Raw genomic sequence first — 18,964 nt, 5'->3', positions numbered from 1 at the left:
GGCCTCACGTCCCACAGAAGGTCCGGTAGGTGCCGAAGTCCGGTGGGGCCGCAGCGGCGTGGCGTTCGAGGCCGGGCCGTTCGTCGTAGGGGGCGGTCACGGCGTCCAGCAGCCGCATGAGCGGGTCGACGTCGCCGTCGGTCGCGGCGGCGAGCGCCTCCTCGACGAGGTGGTTGCGCGGGATGTAGACCGGGTTGACCCGGTCCATCCCGTCGGGGTCCGGACCGAGGGCGCGCCACCGCGTCAACCAGTCGTCGACCGCACCCGGGTCGAGGAACCGGCGGCGGGTGGGCTCGGCCTCGCCACGGGCGGCGACCGCGAGCACGCGGAAGAACGACGTGAAGTCGACCCGGCTCGCCGCCAGCAGGGCGAGCAAATCCTCGACGAGTGGCGAGACGACCGCCTGGTCGAGATCGGCGCGCAGGCCGAGCTTGGCCCGCATACCGGCTGACCAGGCCGCGTCGAACCGACGACGGAACCCGCCGAGCGACTCCACCGCCAGTGCCACCGCCCGGTCCTGGTCGTCGTGCAGGAGGGGGAGGAGGGCCTCGGCGAGCCGGGCCAGGTCCCACTCGGCCATGGCCGGCTGGTTGCCGTAGGCGTAGCGCCCGCCGTGGTCGATCGAGCTGTAGACGGTGGCCGGGTCGAAGGCATCCAGGAAGGCGCACGGCCCGTAGTCGATGGTCTCGCCCGAGATCGTCATGTTGTCGGTGTTCATGACCCCGTGGACGAACCCCACCAGCATCCACCGGGCCACCAGTGACGCCTGGGCGGCGACCACCCCCTCGAACAGGGCGAGGTAGGGGCGCTCGGCCCCGGCGGCACCCGGATGGTGGCGGGCGATCGCATGGTCGGCGAGTCGGCGCAGGAGGTCGACGTCGCCCGTGGCCCGGGCGTACTGGAAGCTCCCGACGCGCAGGTGGCTCGCGGCGACCCGGGCGAGCACGGCGCCGGGCAGCGGTGTCTCGCGGTGCACCGTGCGTCCGGTGGCCACCACGGCGAGGGACCGGGTCGTGGGGATGCGCAGGGCGTGCATGGACTGGCTGACAACGTACTCGCGGAGCATCGGGCCGACCGCGGCCAGGCCGTCGCCACCGCGTGCGAACGGTGTGCGGCCGGAGCCCTTGAGGTGCAGGTCGCGGACCCGGCCGTCCGGGTCGACGAGCTCGCCGAGCAGCAGCGCGCGACCGTCGCCGAGCCGGGGGACGTATCCGCCGAACTGGTGACCGGCGTAGGCCTGTGCCACCGGGGCCGCGCCGGTGGGGACGGCCGTGCCGATCAGCAGGCGCACGCCGTCGACGCTCCGCAGCCACCCGGGGTCGAGGCCCAGTTCGGTGGCGAGCGGCTCGTTGAGCACGAGCAGTCGCGGCTCGGGAGCCTCCTCGGCCCGCCAGGGAACCGCCATCTCCGCGAGTTCGGTGGCGAAGCGGCTGTCGAGGGTCACGGTCGGGGGCGGCGCGGTGGTCACCCGACCCAGGGTACGTCGGACGCGGACGACCAGCCGCTGCTGCCCGCCCCCGGAACGGGCCTGCTCCGACGCCCCGGCCGCCCTCGCCCCGCCCACCGCCGCACTACTAACAAACGACAGGACCGGCCGACCCGGGCGGTGGGCACGATGTACCCGAGCTGGGTCGACGAGGAGTCGGTTGGTGGCACAGGCGCAACCGGTCCGCGACGTGACGGACCCCGTGGTGGCGAGGTGACGCGACATCCCGCGCCGGCTGACGCGGACCGGCCCGTCCGCGCGAGCCGGCCCGGCCGTCGACGACCTCCGTTGTCGTGTGACGGACGCCGAGATGCCGACCGGGTGGGCCCGGCCGGGAACGAGAAAGGGCCCTGCGAGTTGAAGCAGCTGTTCGTCGATTACCGGGACGCCACAGCCGCGTGCCCGGTGGCGGTGGCCCGCTCCGGGCGGGGGGTGGACGAACTCGGCGACAGGCTCGACACCTACGGGTTCGCCGTCGCGCAGATGCCCGGCGACCTGTCACCGCAGGATGCGATCGACTTCCTCGCCGAGGCGTGGTCACTCGGCGCCCCCTACGTCCCCGCGCTGTACCGGCTGCCCGGTGCCGAGCAGTTCAACCGCCCCTACGCCGACATCCGCGCGAACGACGCCGCCGACCATCCGGGCTTCGCGGTCCGGTCCGCGCAGGAGTTCCACGTCGACGGCACCCTGGACGGCCCCGGGGCCGTACCGGTGGTGATCATGTACTGCGTCCGGCCCGCCGTGCGGGGCGGCGAGTCGCTGCTGCTCAACGCGATCGGGGTGTTCCACGCGCTCCGGGAGACCGATCCGGCGGCGGCGGCCGTGCTGACCCGGCCCACCGTGCTGCGCCGGTCGTCCACGCTGCGCGGGGTCGAGGCGTACACCGACGGACCGGCCTTCGTCGTCACCGACGACGGTGGCATCGTCAACCGGTACTCCGACGTCCCCAGCACCACCACCTGGATCGCGCCCGCCGGTGAGGAGGACGCCCTCGCCCGGGCGCTGGCCTTCATCCGACAGGAGAGCGGCAGCGACGGCCGGTACCGGGTTTCCGTCCGGCTGGCGGCCGGCGAGTGCCTCGTCGTCCGCAACGACCGGGTCTCGCACGCGCGCCAGGGCTACGAGGACACCGCCGCGCACCCCCGTCAACTGCTCCGCGCGACCTTCGGGACCAGCCCTCGATGACCGGGTCCACGATGCAGGGACAGCAGGCCGCGGCGCCGGCCGACGGCCACCGCCTCCTCGGTGGGATCGCCGACCGGCTGCGCAGGGAGGACGACGTCAACCGGCGGGTCGTCAACCTGGTGCCGAGCGAGAACCGGCTCTCCCCACTGGCGAGCCTCCCGCTGCGGTACGACTTCTACAACCGGTACTTCTTCAACGCCCGGCTCGCCGAGGAGGAGTGGAACTTCCGGGGCGGGCAGGGCGTGGGCGACGTCGAGGTCACCGTCGGCATACCCACGCTCGCCCGGCTGGCCGGTGGTGCCCTGGTCAACGTCCGGCCGGTCTCCGGCATGAGCGCGATGTTCCTCGTCCTGATGGCGTTCGGTGGCGAACCGGGCGACACGGTGGTGAGCATCGACCCGGCGGCCGGCGGGCACTACGCCACCACGTCGGTGATCCACCGGCTCGGTCGCCGGCCGGTGACCGTCGGCCAGCGGGGCGGGACGGTCGACGACGAGCGCCTGCGGGCCGTCCTGCGGGAGCACCGGCCGGCGCTGGTCTACCTGGACCTCCAGAACAGCCTGGCCGAGATCGACGTGGCCGGGGTCGTCCGGAGCGTCCGCGAGGTCAGCCCGCGTACCCGCGTCCACGCCGACGTCAGCCACACCCTCGGGCTCGTGCTGGGCGGCGCGCACCGCAACCCGCTGGACGTCGGCGCGGACACGGTGGGCGGCTCCACCGACAAGACCTTCCCCGGCCCGCAGAAGGGGGTGCTCTTCACCCGGGACCCCGAACTCGCCGACCTGATCGCCCGGACCCAGTTCGAGACGATCAGCAGCCACCACTTCGCCGAGACCCTCTCGCTCTGCCTCGCCGCCGCCGAGTTCGAGCTGTTCGGCGCGGACTACGCGGCCCAGGTGGTCGACAACGCCCGGGTGCTCGGCGCGGAACTGCTCACCCACGGCTTCGAGGTGGTCGTCGGCACGGACGACATCACCGACTGCCACCAGGTCTGGGTGGACACCGGCCCGGAGACCGACCCGATGCGCTTCGCGGCGGGCCTGGCCGCGGCCGGGGTACGGGTCAATGTCATCCCCGACCTGCCCGGCTTCGACGGCCGTCCCGCGCTCCGGCTCGGGTCGGCCGAGCTGACCTTCGAGGGCGCCCGCGCCGAGTCGATGTCCGACCTGGTGCAGATCTTCGACCTGGTCCGCCGGGGCCGGGTGGACGAGGCGGGCGCGCGCCGGGTGGCGCTGCGCGAGAACCTCGGCGAGCCGTTCTTCCTCCGCCACGACCACGCCGACGGCCATGGCCGCTGACCGGCCGGGCCGGACCGGGCCGACGCTGACGGTGATCGTTCCCTGCGCCGGGGCGGCCCGCCGGTTCGACGCGCCCTACCCCAAGGAGCTGCACCGCATCGACCACGACCAGTCGATCATCGATCATGCCCTGGCCCCGGTCCGGGACTTCGCGGCCCGGCGCGGGGCGCGGGTGCGGCTGGTGGTGGTGATCCGGCCACACAAGACGGACACCGTGGCCTACCTGGCCCGCTACGCGGACGTCCTCGAGACCGTCTTCGTCCACCAGACCGACCGGCACGGTCCCGACCTGGCGGGCGCGGTCACCGCGGCCCTGCCCCTGTGCGCCGGGGCGACGGCGGTCGTGCTGCCGGACCAGGTCGTCACCGACGACGCGCTCGCCCAACGCTTCGCCGAGGCGCACGACCTGCTGGAGCGGCACCCGTACGCGGTGCTCGCGGCGCTGATCGACGACCCGGTCCGGCTCGCCAACGACGGTGCGCTGCGACTGCGTGGCCAGGGCCCGGTCCGGCGCGTCGAGCACGCGGCGGACAAACCACGTGACCCCTCCGGTTTCAACGCCGCCTGGGCGACGGTCTTCGCGGCAGCCCACCACCGGGACGCGCTGCCCCGGATCATGGTCGGTGCGGGTGCCACCGCCCTGGTCGACGCGCCGGCCGTGCTGGTCGACGGGTTCCACAACGTCAACCGGGTGGACGACCTGTGACCGGGACGCGCAGGCGGCTGCTCCTCGACGCCGGGGACTACCCGGTGTCGCAGGCCGCCGCGTCCGGGCTGGCCGTCCGGATCGCCGAACTGGCCGAGACCCTCAGCGACGAGTTCGCGGTCACCGTCTACTCGCCGGACGTGCCCGATCCGATGCACCTCGGTGGGGCCCGGCTCGAACGACGGGCCGACCGGTGGCGGGAACTGCGGGTCGGCCGGACCGACAACTTCTTCGACCTCGGCGGGCATTCACTGCTGCTGCTCCGGGTGCACGCGCGGCTGGTCCGCGAACTGCGGCTGGACCTGCCGGTGGTCACCCTGTTCCGCTATCCCACCGTCGAGGCGATCGCCGCCCACCTGGCCGGGGAGGAGGGGCCCGCGTCCGGGCGGCCCGACCTCGGGCAGGCCCGGGTGGCCGGGCGGGACCGCCTGACCCGCGCCCGGGCACGTCGTGGCGGCACCGACGACCGAACCCAGGAAGCCGTACCGCTGGACGAGACAGGAACGCAGCCATGAACCCTGACAGCACCCTGATCGCAGTCGTCGGCATGGCCGGGCGGTTCCCGGGGGCCGCGAACCTCGACGAGTTCTGGCGCAACCTCAGCGGTGGGGAGGAGTCCATCACCCGCTTCCCGGCACGCCAGTCCGGCGGGCACACGTACACCCCGGGGCGGGGCGTCCTCGACGGGGCGGACCGCTTCGACGCGGCGTTCTTCGGCTTCACCCCGCGTGAGGCGACGATGCTGGACCCGCAGCACCGGCTGCTGCTGGAGTGCGCCTGGGAGGCACTGGAGGACGCCGGCTACGACCCGGCCCGTTGCCCCTGGCCGGTCGGCGTGTACGCCGGCAGCTCGCAGTCGTCCTACGAGCGCCACGTGCGGGAGCACCTGACCGTGGACGACTGGGCGGTGCGGCTGGCCAACTCCATGGACCTGCTGACCGCCCGGGTCGCCTACAAGCTCGCCCTGACCGGCCCGGCGGTGACCGTCCAGACCGGATGCTCCACCTCGCTGGTGGCGATCCACCTGGCGGCCCAGGCGCTGCTGGCCGGGGACTGCGAGGCGGCGCTGGCCGGCGGGGTCTCCGCGGTCGTGCCCGCCGCCCTCGTGCCGTGGAGCAAGGGCGGCCCGGTGTCCCGGGACGGGTACGTGCGCGCCTTCGACGAGGCCGGCAGCGGCTTCGTCAGCGGCGAGGGGGTCGGGGTGGTCGTGCTGCGCCGGCTGGAGGACGCGCTGCGCGACGGTGACCACGTCCACGCCGTCGTCCGGGGCTCGGCGGTCAACAACGACGGTGCCGCGAAGGTCGGTTTCACCGCGCCCGGCGTCGACGGGCAGACCGAGGTCGTCCGGGCCGCCCAGGCCGTCGCCGGGGTGAGCGCGGACTCGATCAGCCACGTGGAGGCGCACGGCACCGGCACCCCGCTGGGGGACCCGATCGAGGTGGAGGCGCTGACCAACGCGTTCCGGGGTGCCACCGACGCGCGCGGGTTCTGCCGGATCGGCTCGGTCAAGACGAACATCGGTCACGCCGACACGGCGGCCGGCGTCGCCGGCTTCATCAAGACCGTGCTCGCCCTGCGGCACCGGCGGATCCCGCCGAGCCTGCACTTCCGCGAGCCGAACCGGAAGATCGACTTCGACGCCAGCCCCTTCGTCGTGAACACCACGCTCTGCGACTGGGAGCCCCGCGCCGGGGTCCGCCGGGCGGGGATCAGCGGCATGGGCATCGGCGGGACGAACGCCCACGTGGTGGTCGAGGAGGCCCCACCGCCCGCGGAAGCGCCGACCGGCCGTCCGTGGCACCTGCTGACCGTCTCGGCCCGCACCGCCGGGGCGCTCGACACCGCCGCCGCCGGGGTGGTCCGGGCGGTGGCCACCCGCGACGGGGCCGACCTCGCCGACGCCGCCTGGCCCCTCCAGCACAGTCGCGCCGGGCATCCGTACCGCCGGTTCGTGGTGTGCGCCTCCGGCGCGCAGGCGGCGGCCCTGACCGTCCCCGGACCGGCGTCCGCCGCCGGTCGGACCGGTACGGCCGCCGGCGACGTGGTGCACCTCTTCGCCGACCGGGAGCCGGCGCACCCGCCGGTGGACGAGCTGTACGCGCACGAACCGGTGTTCCGGGCCGCGGTCGACGACTGCGTCCACGCGGCCCCCGCCGGGCTCGGCGGGGACCTGCGCGCGGCCGTGCTCCGCCGGGAACCGTCCACCGCCGGGGCCGACCCGGCGGTCGGGGCGTGCGTGACCTTCGTCGTCCAGTACGCGCTGGCCGCGCTCTGGCGGCACTGGGGGGTGGCACCCGTCGCGGTGGCCGGAGAGGGCACCGGGGCGTACACCGCCGCGTGCGTGGCCGGGGTGCTCCGCCACGACGAGGCCCTGCCGCTGGTGGCGCAGCGGGCCCGGGTCCGGCCCGACGGTGCCACCGCCCGGGAGGAGCTCGCGGCGCTCGCGCGCAGGGTGCCCGCGCGCCGGCCCGCACTGCCGTGGGTGTCCGACCTGACCGGTGGCTGGATGGACACCCGGCAGGCCGTCGACCCGGCCGGTCACTGGGTGGCGCACGCCGATGCCGCCGGCTCTGTCGACGCCGCGCTCGACACGCTGCTCGACTGGCGCGCGTTGACGCTGCTCGAGGTGGGGCGGGGCACGACCCTCACCGACCGGCTCGCCGCGCGCCCGGACGCGGTACGCCGGCACACCGTCCTGGCCACGCTGCCGACGCCGGTACACGGATCGACGTACGCCGCCGTCCTCACCACCCTCGGCCGGCTCTGGGCGGCGGGGCTGGACCCGCGCTGGCGGCTGTACGAGGGGGAGCGGCGCCACCGGGTGTCCCTGCCGACCTACCCCTTCGAACGGCGCTCCTACCTGCCGGCGCCCGCCCCGACACCGGCGCCCGCCCCGACCGGGGTCCGCCCCGCCGTGCCCACGGACACCGCTCCCGCCGTGCCGGTCGACGCCGGGACGGCCGCAGCGGCCGCCACCGCCCCGGCCGTACCCGACGAGGCGATCCTGACCACGGTGCGGGCGCTCTTCGTCGAACTCTTCGGGGTGCCCGAGGTCGGACCGGACGACAACTTCTTCGACCTGGGCGGCGACTCGCTGCTGGCGATCGAACTGGCCGCCCGGATCAACGAGACCTACGAGCTGGACCTGCCGTTGCGCAGCGTGTACGCCGCCCCCGGGGTGGCGGAGCTGGCGGGCTCGGTGCGGGCGGCGCTGGCCGCCGAGGGACGCGCGGCGGGCGACGGCGGCTGATGGCCGGCATGCGGATCCTGGTCCTGGGCGGCACCTCCTTCGTCGGTCGCGCGATCGTCGCCGACGCCCTCGCCCGGGGCCACGCCGTGACCACCCTCAACCGGGGCCGGACCGGCCCGGACACCCCCGGCGTGGAGGCGGTCCGGGGCGACCGGGGCCACGACGGTGGGCTCGGCGCGCTGCACGGGCGTTCCTTCGACGCGGTGGTCGACCCGTCCGGGCTGGTCCCGGCGGACGTCCTGCGGACCGCCCGGGTCCTGGCCCCCGGCACCGGGTTCTACGCCTTCGTCTCCAGCGTCTCGGTCTACCCGGACTGGAAGTGGGTCCCGGTGCACGAGGACTCGCCGCGCCACCCGGGCGAACCGGACGAGGAGGGCGACCCCGCCGACCACCGCCGCTACGGGGCCCGCAAGGTCGGCTGCGAGGAGGCCGTACACCTGGTCTATCCGCGGGACCGTGCGCTGATCGTCCGGCCCGGCACCATCGGCAGGGGTGGGTGGCGCGGCCCAAGGGCAAGAGGTGAAGCGGGTGCCGACGCTGTTCGGGCGTCGAGAGGGCGCACGTGGTGGTGAGGGGCGGCTACCTGCTCAAGGCCCCGGGTGTGTCCGTGGAACGGACCGGTCCTTGCTTATGCGCAGGATCAAGGGCACCGCGTCCTCCGAGTGGGCTGTTGGTGTCAGAACCTCCTGCAAGAGCAGACCACGTATCGCGGCAATGGTGACGGTGGCCAGAGTCAGCGCTTCCCTGGCGTCGAGCCCTTCGCGTTCCGCCAGCGAGGCCAGCATCTTGGTCAGGTCGTCGAGCGAGTCGATGAACTCGCGGAAGTCCTCCGGGCGGTACGCGGCCAGCCCGACGACGTGAAAGAAGCCACGGACACGCGACAACTGCTCCGGTCGAGTGTAGACCCGCCAGATCGCCACGACGAGGTCGTCGAAACTGCCTTGGTGGGCGGCCTCGAAGAGTGCCTCGTTGTCACGAGATCGCTGTGCCCTGAGCATGGCCGCCAAGACGCCCGAGAGCGACCCGAAGTGGTACCGCAGGAGGGCGTGGCTGGTCTGGGTCCTGGCGGCGATCTCGCGGAGCGACATCTCCGGTGAGGGAAGCGCCTCCTCGAAGGTGTCGAGGAGGCGGGCCAGGAGACGCTCGCGTGCGTCGCCTTTGCGTTCCGCGCTTGACAGGATCACTCCCACAGTTTATCCATTGGAAAAGAGCGACTGGCGGTGCCGTGGTGCTTCCACATGGTCTCAGTCGGCTCGCAACGACGGAGGGGACGACTCGTGGGACGTTTTCAGACAGTCGGCGCCCATGACCGGCTGACCGACACCCAGTTCACCGTGGAAGGGATCGTCGTCGCTGTTCAGGAAGCTGCGGCACGTGGCACCTGCGTGACTGTCCACGCCCACAACAACGAAGGCGTCCGGAACGCGGTCGAGGCCGGGGTTCGGGAGCGGATGACCGGGGTGCTCGCTGTCGCCACGGAGGCCGGAGTGCGGATCGGGCTGGCTTCCGATCTCATCGGCCCGGCTCAGAACCGTCGAGGCGAGGAGCTCGGATTGCGCGCGGAACTCGAGACACCGATGGAAGCTCTCGTGGCGGCCACGAACGCCACTGCCGAGATCCTCGGCCTGTCCAGCGAGGTGGGGGGCATCGCTCCCGGACGCGTGGTTGAGGACCTGCGATGAGCGCCCTGTGGCAGGGCTGCCTCGCCGACACAGACTATTTCGAGACGCGTTCCCGCAGAGGGCACGACTACGGCGTCTGGGTCACCACGCCACCGGGCTACGACCCCGCCGCGACGCGAGCGCCTGTCGTGTACGTGCTCGACGGCAACTGGGCCGTGGGCATGACGGCTCCGCTCATCGTCACCCAGCGGGACCCCATGCAGCGGATCCAGCCCTACATCCAGGTCAGCGTCGGCTACGCGGGCGAGGAAGCCCGGCACTGGGAACGGCTGCGCAACAGGGACCTCGTGCCACCCGGCGAGCCCGTCGCGAAGGAATTCGTCGATGCGGTGGAGATGGCACTCCAGAGGGGCCTGATGACACGCGAGGAAGCCGACGCCTATCTCGCCGAGCTACGCGCTCCCCGCGCCGACGCGTTCCTGAGCTTCCTTACTGCGGAACTCCACCCCCGGATCGAACACGACTACGGCACGGCCGTGAGCGGTCACGGCCTCTTCGGCTACTCCTACGGCGGCCTGTTCGGTCTCTACGCCTGGCTCACCGGAAGTGCGCTCTTCGAGAGCATCGGAGCAGGCAGTCCCGGCATTGTCAGTGAAGACAGTCAGGTCTTCGCCCAGCTCGAAAAGATGGGCGACAGCCTGCCTGCCGCCAAGCTTCACCTCACCGTCAACGACCGTGAGCTTCTCGGAGACCTGGCCGTCTACCAGAACCTCACGAAGCACACGGCCACCTTCCTGCACCGCCTGACCGCCCGCGGCGGAGCCGTCACCAGTGCGGTCCTGCGCGAAACGCACGTGACCGGCCTGCAGGCCTCGTTCCTCAGCTACCTCCGGACCTGCCGTGCTCTCTGAGAGCACGACGTGTCAGTGCCGATGTGGTCGTGATCGGGGCGGGTGTGACCGTTCGGTTCAGCTTCTCCACCGCCGATCGGACTCCGATCTACGACCGCACCGAACCCGAGGGCTACTACCTCGCGATCGGAACGAGCGACAACCAGTTCAAGAACGCGCCGGCCGTGGGGCAGATGATGACGGAGCTGATCAACCTGGAGATCGACCTGGGTGCGTTCTCCCGGAAGCGCATCCGAAACACCGCGAACTCGGGCACGGTGATGGCTGAGCCTGAACTCGGACGAGGCGTTGTGTCCGGGCGCACGTGAGGACCGGATGCAACGCCAGCCGCTGTCTCCGTCGGCACGTTGCCGAGCAGTCGTGACGCCGCGCCATGCAGCACTGTCGGCAGCTCCGGGCAGTGGCGCAGGACCGGTTCGGTGGTTACCAGCACTCTGTGCGTCGGACGCATCGCGACCACCGCCTGAAGGCCCCTACACAGGTCACGGCGTCTCGGTGTCCTTGAGGGGGCGGCGCTGCGTCCGGTCAGGGGCGAGGTTGCGGACGAGTGAACTGGATGCCCGGGTGGCGGAGGGGCAGGGGGCGCGGCGGTCCGCTGTACGGGCGGATCGGCTTGTCCGGCAAGCGGTTTTTCCTGTCGGCAACCCGATCCGAATGAGCCTGTAGGCCGACTTACCGGGTGCGGGTGGGGTGGTTAGAGTGCACATGCTTCCGCAAGGATCATGGCCTTCACGTTCTGTGAGCCGGCCTCTGTCGTAAGCCCGTGACCTCGTCGATGCCCGCAGAAAGGCCCGGACCGAGTGGTAGCTGAGATCGTGGGGCGTAAAGGGCCCCTTGCCGGTCGGCGGATTCCGGTCGGCGACACCCGGTTCACCTTCGGTCGCCTGAGCGACAACGACGTGGTGATCGCCAGCAAGGGCGTCTCCCGTTTTCACGCCGAGGTGGTGCGCGAGGAGCGCGGCTACGTGCTCTACGACCGGGGCAGCCGCAACGGCACGCTGGTCAACGGCCGGAAGGTGACCTCGCACGTCCTCCAGCACGGCGACCTGATCACGATCACCGACGAGACGTTCTGCTTCGAGGTCACGGCCGACGTGACCACGATGATCTCCGACCTGACCCTCTTCCAACCCGCCGCCGAGCCGACCGCGGTCGTCGACCCGGGCCCCGTTCTGCGGGTCACCGTCTCCGGCGGCGGACCGGTCGGGCTGAGCCTGGCCCTGCTCCTCGAACGTCTGCTGGGTCACCGGGTCGCCGTCACCGTGTACGACGGCCGCTGGATCCAGGACGGCCCGCGCATCGTGTGGAAGAACGAGGCGCAGGGCAACGTACGGCGGCAGCAGGTGGTGACCGTCCAGAGTCGCCAGTACCTCAACCTCCCCGAGGAGGTGCAGGAGCGGCTCTTCGTCCCTGGCGCGTACTCGGAGATGTGGCCGTCGGGTCCCGACTCGATCCGTGGCTACGGCCCCCGGAACATCCGGATCGCCTACATCGAGGACAGGCTCCTGGAGTTGGCGAACGAGAAGCCCGAGCGGATTCGGCTGGTGCCGACCCGGTTCGACGCCGCCGAGCAGCACGAGATCATCGCCCAGGAGCATGTGCTCGCCATCTGCGAGGGTGCGCGGTCTCGTACCCGCGAGCACTTCACCACGAAGTTCGGCGTCGCCGACAGTTCGATCTACTCCCTGGACGGCCGGCACCTCCAGGACGTCGTCCTGGGCCTGCGGGTGAAGTCCGACCTGCCGGACGCGATGAGCGTCCTGCTGACCGTGGCCCAGAACCGCTTCCTGCTCAACTCCCTGAGCGGCGAGGGCTTCCTGAACATGCGCCTCACCGACGCCGAGGCCGCCGAGGTCGTCGGGCTCGACCCGGTCCGTCGTGAGTTCAAGGACTGCATCGCCTCCCGGCCCTGCCTGATGGCCCGGGAGGACGACGGCGACTTCCAGTGCTCCACCCACGGGACGCTGTTCCTGCCCGCCCTGATCAAGGGCTCGCCGTTGTGGAAGCGGGTGACGGAGGGGTTGGCGTTCTTCGGGGTCGCGCCGGAGAACCTGAGTGCCGTCACCGCCTTCCGCCTGGACATGGTGCAGCGCCCACGCTTCACCGCCCGGCTGTACGCCCCGACGTCGACCACCCCGGGCACCTACGGCTTCCTGCTGGGGGACGCCGCCAACTCGATCCACTTCTGGCCCGGCCGTGGGCTCAACAGTGGGCTGGCGTCGGCCATCTCCCTGGCCCGGTCGCTGGCCAGCGGCTGGAACGGCAGGCCCTTCCGGGACGCCGACTTCGTCCGGCACGAGGCGGCGGTGTCGATGCTCCAGTACCGGCACAAGAGCCGGGCGTGGAACGCGATGGTGACCACCGACGAGCGGGGTGCCAACCGCGCCATCAAGGACGTCATCGCCGACGTGATCGCCGGGAGCAGCGGTGCCCCGGCGACGGACGGTCCGGACCGCGAGGCCGACATCGAGGCGCTCATGGAGCGGATGCGCGAGATCCGCGCCCGGCTGTCGTCCCGCCTCAGCGGCCTGCCCGACGACCAGGTGCTCCGGGACCACCTGCGGACGCTGAAGGGCGAGACGGTACGGACCCTGCTGGCCAGCGGAGCCTGGGACACGCTGACCGTCGGCGGGGAAGAGGTCGACATCGACATCTTCTACCGGCAGGAGCTGCCCCTACCGGCCTGATCCGGCGGGCCACGTGGGCCGCCGGATCGGCGAGCTCCTTCCACCCGCTCCGACTCAGTGACGCAGTCGTGTCGCCAGCCGGGCGCGTTCCAGGCGTAGCTGAAGGCCCAGGGGTGACGCCGTACGGCTCGACGCCCGGTGGCGGTGAGCCGGCGTGCCCCGGACCATCGCCCGGTCCGTTGCTCGGTGGAGCCGCGATCGGCGCGTACGCAGCCCGGCCCGGCTGCCACGATGGTGCGGTGGCAGCCGGGCCGGTCGCTGTCGGTTCAGCAGGCGGGTGCGCCGACGGGTCCGCGTCCGGTCCAGGCGTACCAGGGGCTAGTCTCGATCATCAGGTTCACGGCCCGTCGTAGCGGGGCGGAGTCTGTCGAGTACTGGTCCACAAGCATCCGCGTGCTTGGCAGCTTGACTCCCGGCTTCAGAAGGTCAGTCCTTATCCTGGCTCGAAGACCATCGCGGATTGATCCCCGCAGCGGGGCGCGTAGGGCATGGCTACGGAGGATTGGTCTACTGCGCGGGGTCGTGGAGGTCGGGGCGGTGCTCCTTGATCCAGCGTTCCACGTCCTCGGTACGCCAGATCCGGCCGACCGACAGCACGGCGACCGGGTCGGGGAAGATCTTCGAGTTGGTTATCTGGTAGGCGCGCGTACGGGAGACGCCCAGCATCTCCTGCACCTCCTGGCTCGCCACGAGCCGAAGCTTCCCCATGAGGTCACGTTAAGAGCGTGCGAACTGAACACCTGCTCTCTGATCGAATGCTCTGTTCAGCTGTTCCCTGGGCGAGGAGCCTGTTCAACTGTTCACCTTCTCGTTGGTCGATGAGAGAGGCAGAGAAGTGTCCAGGCGGTGGAGTGGTTCTTGCGGCCGGAGCAGGTCGTGCTCGACGTGATCGGGCAGGTGCGCCCGGAGGAGCGGGACGCCCCGACGCGGCGTCGGCGGCGGGCGGGCGCTCACGGCGTACCCGATGAATCGGCCGGGCCGGGTGATGGCGTGGGGCGGGCGGCGCGGTCCGGGGCGCGACGGACGCCGCCGGGGGAGATCAACCAGCGGGCGGGCCGCTACCGGCGGCCTGACGCGCGGTGACCAGCGGCCCGGTGGACCGGACGACCAGCGGAAGGGGAGGCGCATGACGGAGGACGGGGCGTCGACGGTGCCGCGCCGGCAACTCGGGCGGATGCTGCGGGAGCTGCGGCTCGCCGCCGGGGTGACGCTGGACGCGGCGGTGGTGGCGTTGCAGTGCAGCCGGCAGAAGGTGTGGCGGATCGAGACCGGCGGCGGCTCGTTCACGCTGCTGGAGTTCCCGTTCGTGCGCCGGGCCGTGCCGGAGCTGCCGGTCGTCCACCAGGAGTCGCTGACCGGGGCGCTCTACCTGGACCGGCCGGCGGAACTGGCCGCCTACGAGCGGGTGTGGGCGAGCCTCGACTCCCTCGCCCTGAGGCCAGAGGAGTCCCGACGGTTCATCGGCAAGATCGCCGAGCGGTTGCACCATGGGTGAGCTGGCACTACGGGGCCGCGAAGGCGCGCTGGGGTGACCGACGGGTCCTCGCTTCGGAGGAGGCCGTCCGGCGTTATGTCGTCGCCCCCTATCACCAGGAACTGGCCCGGCTGTGGGGATTGCTCAAGGCGCAGGCACAGTCCGCCGGGCACCCGCTCGGTCAGTCGGCGCACACCAATGACCTGTGGATCTGCGCCACGGCGATCCGTTACGAAGCGCCACTGCTGACCTTGAACCGTCGCCACTTCGACGGCTTTCCAGGGCTCGCCGTACTGCCATGATCCGACCGTCTGCCGCCGGTTGCGGTTCGACCGATCAGCGGTCAGAACGAGATCTCGATCAGGGGGATGTCGTCGCCGTACGGCTTTGGTTCGGCGGTCAGGATCCAGCAGTCGTGCTCGATCACGGCCAGGACGCAGGCGGCCAGATCGAAACGTCCGGTGGCGCGCTGCCAGTAGGCCAGCTCCTGCCAACTTCCGGCCACCGTCGGCAGCAGCTCGCAGGCGTCCGAGTCGAGCAGCTCGTGCAGGACCGCCCGGTCGTGTGGGTCGTCGAGCTGGGCGAGCGCCTCCGACACCGCCACCACCGGTACGCCCACCCGTGCCTGGTTCTCCACGACCTGGTGTATCGGCTCGGCGGCGTGCATGCTCCCGGCGGCGTACGCGAGCAGGGCGGAACGGTCAAGGATCAGCCGTACGCCCGGATTCGGATCGGTCACGCAGCCGACGCCCGTCGGTCGCCGGGGCTGTCGAACAGAGCCCGCGCGCCCTGCTTCGAGCGCTCACGCAGCTCGGCGCGGCGCTCGGGCGTCCACTCGGCCTCGGCCTCGGCCAGGGCGGCGGCGGCGCGGGCCTTCCCCTCGGCCGTGACGGTCATACCACGCCGAGCGAGGATCGCCCCCAGTTGCTCCAGGCGCATCCGGGCCCGAACCGCGCTCACGATGTAGGCGCTGGCGTTGGTCTCGGCTCCCAGACGTTCGGCGACGTCCGACGGCACCGAGATGGAGAGCTTGCGGACGGATGGTCCCATGCCGGTCATACCGAGGAGCCTACCGGGTAATACCGCCCTGGTCGCGGCTCTTACCGGGTGTGGTGTGAGCTGTCCCATGTCTGGGGCGGCTCGACAGTTTCGACGAGGTGCACGACGGCCGGTCTGGGCCGCGTCCACTCGACGGTCAGCCCAGATCGTGGTCGGCCGGGCTGCCGTTGAGCACCCAGGCGAGCGGCATGGTCGCCCGGTCGTACCGGTCTGCCGTCTGGCTCCCACCTGGTTGATCGTGACGTCGTCGACCACCTGGATGGTGACCGCCAGCAGCGCGGTCTGGAGCAGCAGGTTGACCAGGGGACGACGGTGGAACGACAGCCCGGCGGCGAACGCGGCCACCGCGAGGACCCACTGCGCCGGTGTGTCGTTGTCCGGCGTACCGAGGAGCAGGTACCCGACGCCGCTGAGGACGACCAGCGCCATCCGCACGAGCGACTCCCGAGCGTCGAAGAAGACCATCAGCGGGCGGTGCCAGTGTGCCGCCCGGCGCATCGTGGTTGTCATGCCGTCGAGGCTGCCGCCCCGGGCCGGCACTTTCGCCCGACCTCGGGCCCCGGTTACGGCCGATGGTCGGAGGCGGTGTCTCCTACCCGGGTAGGAGACACCGACGGCACGGCGGCGGGTACCACGGTTCCGGCGAGGACGTCGGTGGTGAGGTGGGCCCGGATGCCGGTGTGCGGGCTGCCGCCGAACCGGGCCACGACAGCGCGGACGTGCTGCTCCGCGGCGTCGGCGAGGCCGTCGTAGACGGCGACGAACACCTCCCGGGCCGGCTCCCGCAGCCAGCCGGGGGGAAGGAGCTCGACCGGGAGTCGCGGATCGAGGGTGGGGAAGCGCCGGAAGGTGTCCATGACCTCCGTACGGGCCCGCACCGCCTCCGCGCCGCTGACCTGTCCGGATCTCACCCGCGGCAGGAGTGGCCGCCAGCGCCGGAGGAAGGTCTCGTAGTGCCCGGCGATCGCCGCGATGTCCCAGGCGCCGAGGGGATCTCGGTTGGTGACGGTGTCGAGGCCGGCCTGCCGTCCCCGGAACACCGTGACGGTGCCGGTGACCTGGCCGAGTCGGGCCTGGTCCGGCGGGCTCAGGTCGTGCGGCGAGATCCACAGTCCGTCGTACAGCGGCGCGAAGCCCAGCCACCGGAGCTGTCCACGTAGGGCCCGCCGTTGGGTACCCCGCTCCTGGGGCAGCGAGAAGGCGATGAGGGTCCAGCATCCGTCCCACGGCTTCGGCGCGGCGGTGGCGGTGAGGATCCACCTGCCACCGCTGGCCAGGTCGGCGGCGGCGGACCGGCTGAGCCGGTAGAAGGTCTGCCGGCCCTGTCGGCTGCCCTCCAGCACGCCACGGCGGACCAGTCGGCTGATCGCGGCGCGGGCCCCGGTCGGGCTCACCCGGGCTTCGGCGAGCAACGCGACGATGGCCGCGGACGGCAGCCAGGCCAGGTCGCGCAGCGTGTAGTCGGCCAGCAGCGTCACCGCGAGCCCCTGCGGCGAGTTCCCGGCCTGCCGGCGGGGGAGTCGCACCGGGTGGTCACCGTCGTCGGGGAACATCTCCTCGATGTCGAAAGGGCTGCTCACAGGGGCGCTCCGGGGCCGGCTCGGGATGGGTGCCTCGACTGTAGACGGCGGCGCCGGCACCGGTCGGCCCGCACCTTCGCAGCATCGAGGCATTTCAATTGACACTTGTTGGACCGAGGGGGAGACTATTTGTCACTCGACGTGCGTGGGGCCGGTCAGGGCAACCCCAATGTCGTCGGCCAGGACGTGCCAGTGCGGGGAACCGGGTGTACCCGTGCCAGGGCGCGCGGCCGATCCCAACCTCAGAGGTAGGAATACGTGCGTACGAGAACCAGAGAACCTGGCCTACAACGCCGCCATCGGAGTCGGCGGCTCGGTCACCCTCGGTTTCCAGGCCACCCACGCCGGCAACTCGGCCGAGCCGAGCGCCTTCACCCTGAACGGCACACCCTGCGCGATCGCCTGACATCGGACGAGGCCCGAAGGAGCAGATGATGAGAACGATGGACGAGGCTCCTCCCGCCTGCACCCCGGAACGCCGCTGGCGGTCCGGACCGGCCGTCGTCGCGGCGGTCGTCGTCGCGACCGGCACGCTGGTCGCGGTGAACGCCGTCCCCGCCGACGCCGCGTCGGTGGACACCGGTGCCTGGTACGTGATGGTGAACCGCAACAGCGGCAAGGCGCTGGACGTGTACGAGCAGGCGGCCACCGACGGCGCGCGCCTCACGCAGTGGTCCCGGAACGACGGTGCCCACCAGCAGTGGAAGTTCGTGGACTCCGGGGGCGGCTACTACCGGCTCAGGGCGCGGCATTCGGGCAAGGTCCTGGACGTGGCGAACTGGTCGACGGCCAACGGCGGGACGATCCAGCAGTGGACCGACCACAACGGAGCGAACCAGCAGTGGCGACTCGTCCGCGTCGACGTGGCACCCCGCCCCCCCACCACCCCGCCTCCGGGCGGTGACGGGTGTGGCAGGGCCCCGACGCTGCGCAACGGCACGCACAGCATCACCAGCAACGGCACCACCCGGTCGTTCATCCTGCGGCTGCCCGCCACCTACGACAACAACCACCGGTAGCGGCTGATCTTCGCGTTCCACTGGCGTGGCGGGATCGCCAACGAGATCGACTCTGGTGGCACGAGTGGGCAGGCCTGGTCCTACTACGGCCAGTGGGAGCAGTCGGGCAACAACGCGATCCTGGTCGCGCCGCAGGGCCTCGGCAACGGCTGGGCCAACTCCGGTGGCGAGGACGTCACCTTCGTCGACGACATGCTCCGGCGGATCGAGAGCGACCTCTGCGTCAACCCGGCGCAGCGCTTCGCCACCGGCTTCAGTTGGGGCGGCGGCATGAGCTACGCCCTCGCCTGCGCCCGGCCGACCGTCTTCCGGGCCGTCGCGGTCATCGCCGGTGGGCAGATCAGCGGATGCAGCGGCGGCACCCAGCCCGTCGCGTACTTCGGCCTGCACGGCATCTCGGACAACGTGCTCACCATCGCCCAGGGACGCGCGCTGCGCGACACGTTCGTCCGCAACAACGGTTGTGCCCCGCAGACCCGCCCGAGCCGGCGGCCGGCAGCCGGGCGCACGTCACCACCGTCTACTCCGGCTGCCGGGCCGGGTACCCGGTGCAGTGGGCCGCGTTCGACAACGGGCACCTGCCCGGCCCGGTCGACGGGACGTACGCCGAGAGTGGCGTCACGACCTGGACCAAGGGTGAGATCTGGCGGTTCTTCGCGCAGTTCTCCTGACGTCGGCGGACGGACC

The 18,964-nt window shown here is 71.9% G+C and carries 21 protein-coding genes and 2 pseudogenes; 16 read left to right on the top strand and 7 right to left on the bottom strand.

Translation table 11 applies throughout. From position 1 onward, the window contains the following. Positions 1-4: 4 nt before the first annotated feature. Positions 5-1,564 (bottom strand): protein adenylyltransferase SelO, encoded by a 1,560-nt coding sequence (locus tag GA0074694_RS24645; RefSeq protein WP_245714888.1) that lies wholly within the window; start codon positions 1,562-1,564, stop codon positions 5-7. A gap of 279 nt (positions 1,565-1,843) precedes the next feature. On the opposite strand from GA0074694_RS24645, the gene GA0074694_RS24640 reads away from it, so the two are divergent. From GA0074694_RS24640 to GA0074694_RS31965, 6 genes are read left to right on the top strand one after another with little or no spacing between them, the layout of a single operon-like run. Beyond that, positions 1,844-2,671 (top strand): TauD/TfdA family dioxygenase, encoded by an 828-nt coding sequence (locus GA0074694_RS24640; RefSeq protein ID WP_176738105.1) that lies wholly within the window; start codon positions 1,844-1,846, stop codon positions 2,669-2,671. Further along, complete coding sequence (locus tag GA0074694_RS24635; protein ID WP_091462399.1) at positions 2,668-3,969, top strand: DegT/DnrJ/EryC1/StrS family aminotransferase; 1,302 nt, start codon at positions 2,668-2,670, stop codon at positions 3,967-3,969. The genes GA0074694_RS24640 and GA0074694_RS24635 overlap by 4 nt, the downstream gene beginning before the upstream one ends. Then, positions 3,959-4,675 carry a glycosyltransferase family protein gene (locus tag GA0074694_RS24630; RefSeq protein WP_091462397.1) on the top strand — a complete coding sequence of 239 codons (717 nt, stop codon included), beginning with the start codon at positions 3,959-3,961 and terminating at the stop codon, positions 4,673-4,675. Before GA0074694_RS24635 ends, GA0074694_RS24630 begins: the two co-directional genes overlap by 11 nt. Continuing rightward, positions 4,672-5,190 carry a phosphopantetheine-binding protein gene (locus tag GA0074694_RS24625; RefSeq protein ID WP_091462395.1) on the top strand — a complete coding sequence of 173 codons (519 nt, stop codon included), beginning with the start codon at positions 4,672-4,674 and terminating at the stop codon, positions 5,188-5,190. Before GA0074694_RS24630 ends, GA0074694_RS24625 begins: the two co-directional genes overlap by 4 nt. Continuing rightward, positions 5,187-7,925, top strand: a complete 2,739-nt coding sequence (locus tag GA0074694_RS24620) for a type I polyketide synthase (RefSeq protein WP_091462393.1) — start codon at positions 5,187-5,189, stop codon at positions 7,923-7,925. The genes GA0074694_RS24625 and GA0074694_RS24620 overlap by 4 nt, the downstream gene beginning before the upstream one ends. 8 nt (positions 7,926-7,933) lie before the next feature. Further along, positions 7,934-8,497 (top strand): NAD-dependent epimerase/dehydratase family protein, encoded by a 564-nt coding sequence (locus GA0074694_RS31965; protein WP_176738104.1) that lies wholly within the window; start codon positions 7,934-7,936, stop codon positions 8,495-8,497. 15 nt (positions 8,498-8,512) lie between these two features. Here the strand turns inward: GA0074694_RS31965 and GA0074694_RS24610 are convergent, their stop codons facing one another. Beyond that, on the bottom strand, positions 8,513-9,115 hold the full coding sequence (locus GA0074694_RS24610) for a TetR/AcrR family transcriptional regulator (protein WP_218105802.1): 603 nt from the start codon (positions 9,113-9,115) through the stop codon (positions 8,513-8,515). A gap of 87 nt (positions 9,116-9,202) precedes the next feature. Between GA0074694_RS24610 and GA0074694_RS24605 the strand changes: the two genes are divergently transcribed. The 4 genes from GA0074694_RS24605 to GA0074694_RS24590 all read left to right on the top strand — a co-directional run bounded on the left by GA0074694_RS24605 (position 9,203) and on the right by GA0074694_RS24590 (position 13,145). After that, the gene (locus GA0074694_RS24605; protein WP_218105801.1) at positions 9,203-9,607 is read left to right on the top strand and encodes an amidohydrolase family protein; all 405 of its coding nucleotides are present in this window, start codon (positions 9,203-9,205) and stop codon (positions 9,605-9,607) included. Further along, complete coding sequence (locus tag GA0074694_RS24600; protein ID WP_091462386.1) at positions 9,604-10,458, top strand: alpha/beta hydrolase; 855 nt, start codon at positions 9,604-9,606, stop codon at positions 10,456-10,458. Before GA0074694_RS24605 ends, GA0074694_RS24600 begins: the two co-directional genes overlap by 4 nt. 44 nt (positions 10,459-10,502) lie before the next feature. Further along, positions 10,503-10,766, top strand: a complete 264-nt coding sequence (locus GA0074694_RS24595; protein WP_176738103.1) for an FAD-dependent oxidoreductase — start codon at positions 10,503-10,505, stop codon at positions 10,764-10,766. A gap of 507 nt (positions 10,767-11,273) precedes the next feature. Further along, complete coding sequence (locus GA0074694_RS24590; protein WP_218105800.1) at positions 11,274-13,145, top strand: FHA domain-containing protein; 1,872 nt, start codon at positions 11,274-11,276, stop codon at positions 13,143-13,145. A 266-nt stretch (positions 13,146-13,411) separates the two neighbouring features. Here the strand turns inward: GA0074694_RS24590 and GA0074694_RS34365 are convergent, their stop codons facing one another. Further along, entirely contained in the window at positions 13,412-13,606 is a 195-nt protein-coding gene (locus GA0074694_RS34365; protein ID WP_425413669.1) for a GntR family transcriptional regulator, read from the bottom strand. Positions 13,607-13,652: 46 nt separating this feature from the next. After that, the gene (locus tag GA0074694_RS24580; RefSeq protein WP_176738102.1) at positions 13,653-13,853 is read right to left on the bottom strand and encodes a helix-turn-helix transcriptional regulator; all 201 of its coding nucleotides are present in this window, start codon (positions 13,851-13,853) and stop codon (positions 13,653-13,655) included. A gap of 138 nt (positions 13,854-13,991) precedes the next feature. Here GA0074694_RS24580 and GA0074694_RS24575 point away from each other — a divergent pair, with 138 nt between their 5' ends. Genes GA0074694_RS24575 through GA0074694_RS24565 form a run of 3 tightly spaced genes read left to right on the top strand, consistent with a single transcriptional unit; the run spans position 13,992 to position 14,921 of the window. Continuing rightward, positions 13,992-14,228 carry a hypothetical protein gene (locus GA0074694_RS24575; protein WP_091462379.1) on the top strand — a complete coding sequence of 79 codons (237 nt, stop codon included), beginning with the start codon at positions 13,992-13,994 and terminating at the stop codon, positions 14,226-14,228. Positions 14,229-14,271: 43 nt separating this feature from the next. Beyond that, positions 14,272-14,640, top strand: a complete 369-nt coding sequence (locus GA0074694_RS24570) for a Scr1 family TA system antitoxin-like transcriptional regulator (RefSeq protein WP_091462376.1) — start codon at positions 14,272-14,274, stop codon at positions 14,638-14,640. Then, positions 14,637-14,921, top strand: coding sequence for a PIN domain-containing protein (locus tag GA0074694_RS24565; protein WP_176738101.1), 285 nt, complete (start codon positions 14,637-14,639; stop codon positions 14,919-14,921). Before GA0074694_RS24570 ends, GA0074694_RS24565 begins: the two co-directional genes overlap by 4 nt. Before the next feature lie 41 nt (positions 14,922-14,962). On the opposite strand, the gene GA0074694_RS24560 is transcribed toward GA0074694_RS24565, so the two are convergent. Genes GA0074694_RS24560 through GA0074694_RS24550 form a run of 3 tightly spaced genes read right to left on the bottom strand, consistent with a single transcriptional unit; the run spans position 14,963 to position 17,258 of the window. Continuing rightward, positions 14,963-15,358 carry a hypothetical protein gene (locus tag GA0074694_RS24560; protein ID WP_091462374.1) on the bottom strand — a complete coding sequence of 132 codons (396 nt, stop codon included), beginning with the start codon at positions 15,356-15,358 and terminating at the stop codon, positions 14,963-14,965. Beyond that, on the bottom strand, positions 15,355-16,188 hold the full coding sequence (locus GA0074694_RS33265; RefSeq protein WP_245714887.1) for a hypothetical protein: 834 nt from the start codon (positions 16,186-16,188) through the stop codon (positions 15,355-15,357). The genes GA0074694_RS24560 and GA0074694_RS33265 overlap by 4 nt, the downstream gene beginning before the upstream one ends. Positions 16,189-16,241: 53 nt before the next feature. Then, on the bottom strand, positions 16,242-17,258 hold the full coding sequence (locus GA0074694_RS24550; protein ID WP_091462372.1) for a PaaX family transcriptional regulator: 1,017 nt from the start codon (positions 17,256-17,258) through the stop codon (positions 16,242-16,244). A 214-nt stretch (positions 17,259-17,472) separates the two neighbouring features. Between GA0074694_RS24550 and GA0074694_RS33260 the strand changes: the two genes are divergently transcribed. The 3 genes and pseudogenes from GA0074694_RS33260 to GA0074694_RS34355 form a co-directional block, all read left to right on the top strand. Next, positions 17,473-17,664 carry a cellulose binding domain-containing protein gene (locus GA0074694_RS33260; RefSeq protein WP_342670943.1) on the top strand — a complete coding sequence of 64 codons (192 nt, stop codon included), beginning with the start codon at positions 17,473-17,475 and terminating at the stop codon, positions 17,662-17,664. A 28-nt stretch (positions 17,665-17,692) separates the two neighbouring features. Beyond that, positions 17,693-18,160 (top strand): annotated as a pseudogene (locus tag GA0074694_RS34360) (RICIN domain-containing protein); the annotation flags it as partial. Between the two features lie 24 nt (positions 18,161-18,184). Continuing rightward, positions 18,185-18,942 (top strand): annotated as a pseudogene (locus GA0074694_RS34355) (CE1 family esterase); the annotation flags it as partial. Positions 18,943-18,964: the final 22 nt, after the last annotated feature.

The sequence above is a fragment of the Micromonospora inyonensis genome, assembly GCF_900091415.1.
In the GTDB taxonomy this organism is placed as follows: Bacteria; Actinomycetota; Actinomycetes; order Mycobacteriales; family Micromonosporaceae; genus Micromonospora; species Micromonospora inyonensis.
The sequence above is the reverse complement of the archived record's forward strand: the minus strand, read 5'-3'. Positions and strand labels throughout refer to the sequence as shown.

Excerpts from the sequence above, each read along its gene's own strand:
- GA0074694_RS24635 (WP_091462399.1), top strand. The coding sequence starts at position 2,668 with ATGACCGGGTCCACGATGCAGGGACAGCAGGCCGCGGCGCCGGCCGAC.
- GA0074694_RS24630 (WP_091462397.1), top strand. The coding sequence starts at position 3,959 with ATGGCCGCTGACCGGCCGGGCCGGACCGGGCCGACGCTGACGGTGATC.
- GA0074694_RS24620 (WP_091462393.1), top strand. The coding sequence starts at position 5,187 with ATGAACCCTGACAGCACCCTGATCGCAGTCGTCGGCATGGCCGGGCGG.
- GA0074694_RS31965 (WP_176738104.1), top strand. The coding sequence starts at position 7,934 with ATGCGGATCCTGGTCCTGGGCGGCACCTCCTTCGTCGGTCGCGCGATC.
- GA0074694_RS24600 (WP_091462386.1), top strand. The coding sequence starts at position 9,604 with ATGAGCGCCCTGTGGCAGGGCTGCCTCGCCGACACAGACTATTTCGAG.
- GA0074694_RS24580 (WP_176738102.1), bottom strand. The coding sequence starts at position 13,853 with ATGGGGAAGCTTCGGCTCGTGGCGAGCCAGGAGGTGCAGGAGATGCTG.
- GA0074694_RS24570 (WP_091462376.1), top strand. The coding sequence starts at position 14,272 with ATGACGGAGGACGGGGCGTCGACGGTGCCGCGCCGGCAACTCGGGCGG.
- GA0074694_RS33265 (WP_245714887.1), bottom strand. The coding sequence starts at position 16,188 with ATGACAACCACGATGCGCCGGGCGGCACACTGGCACCGCCCGCTGATG.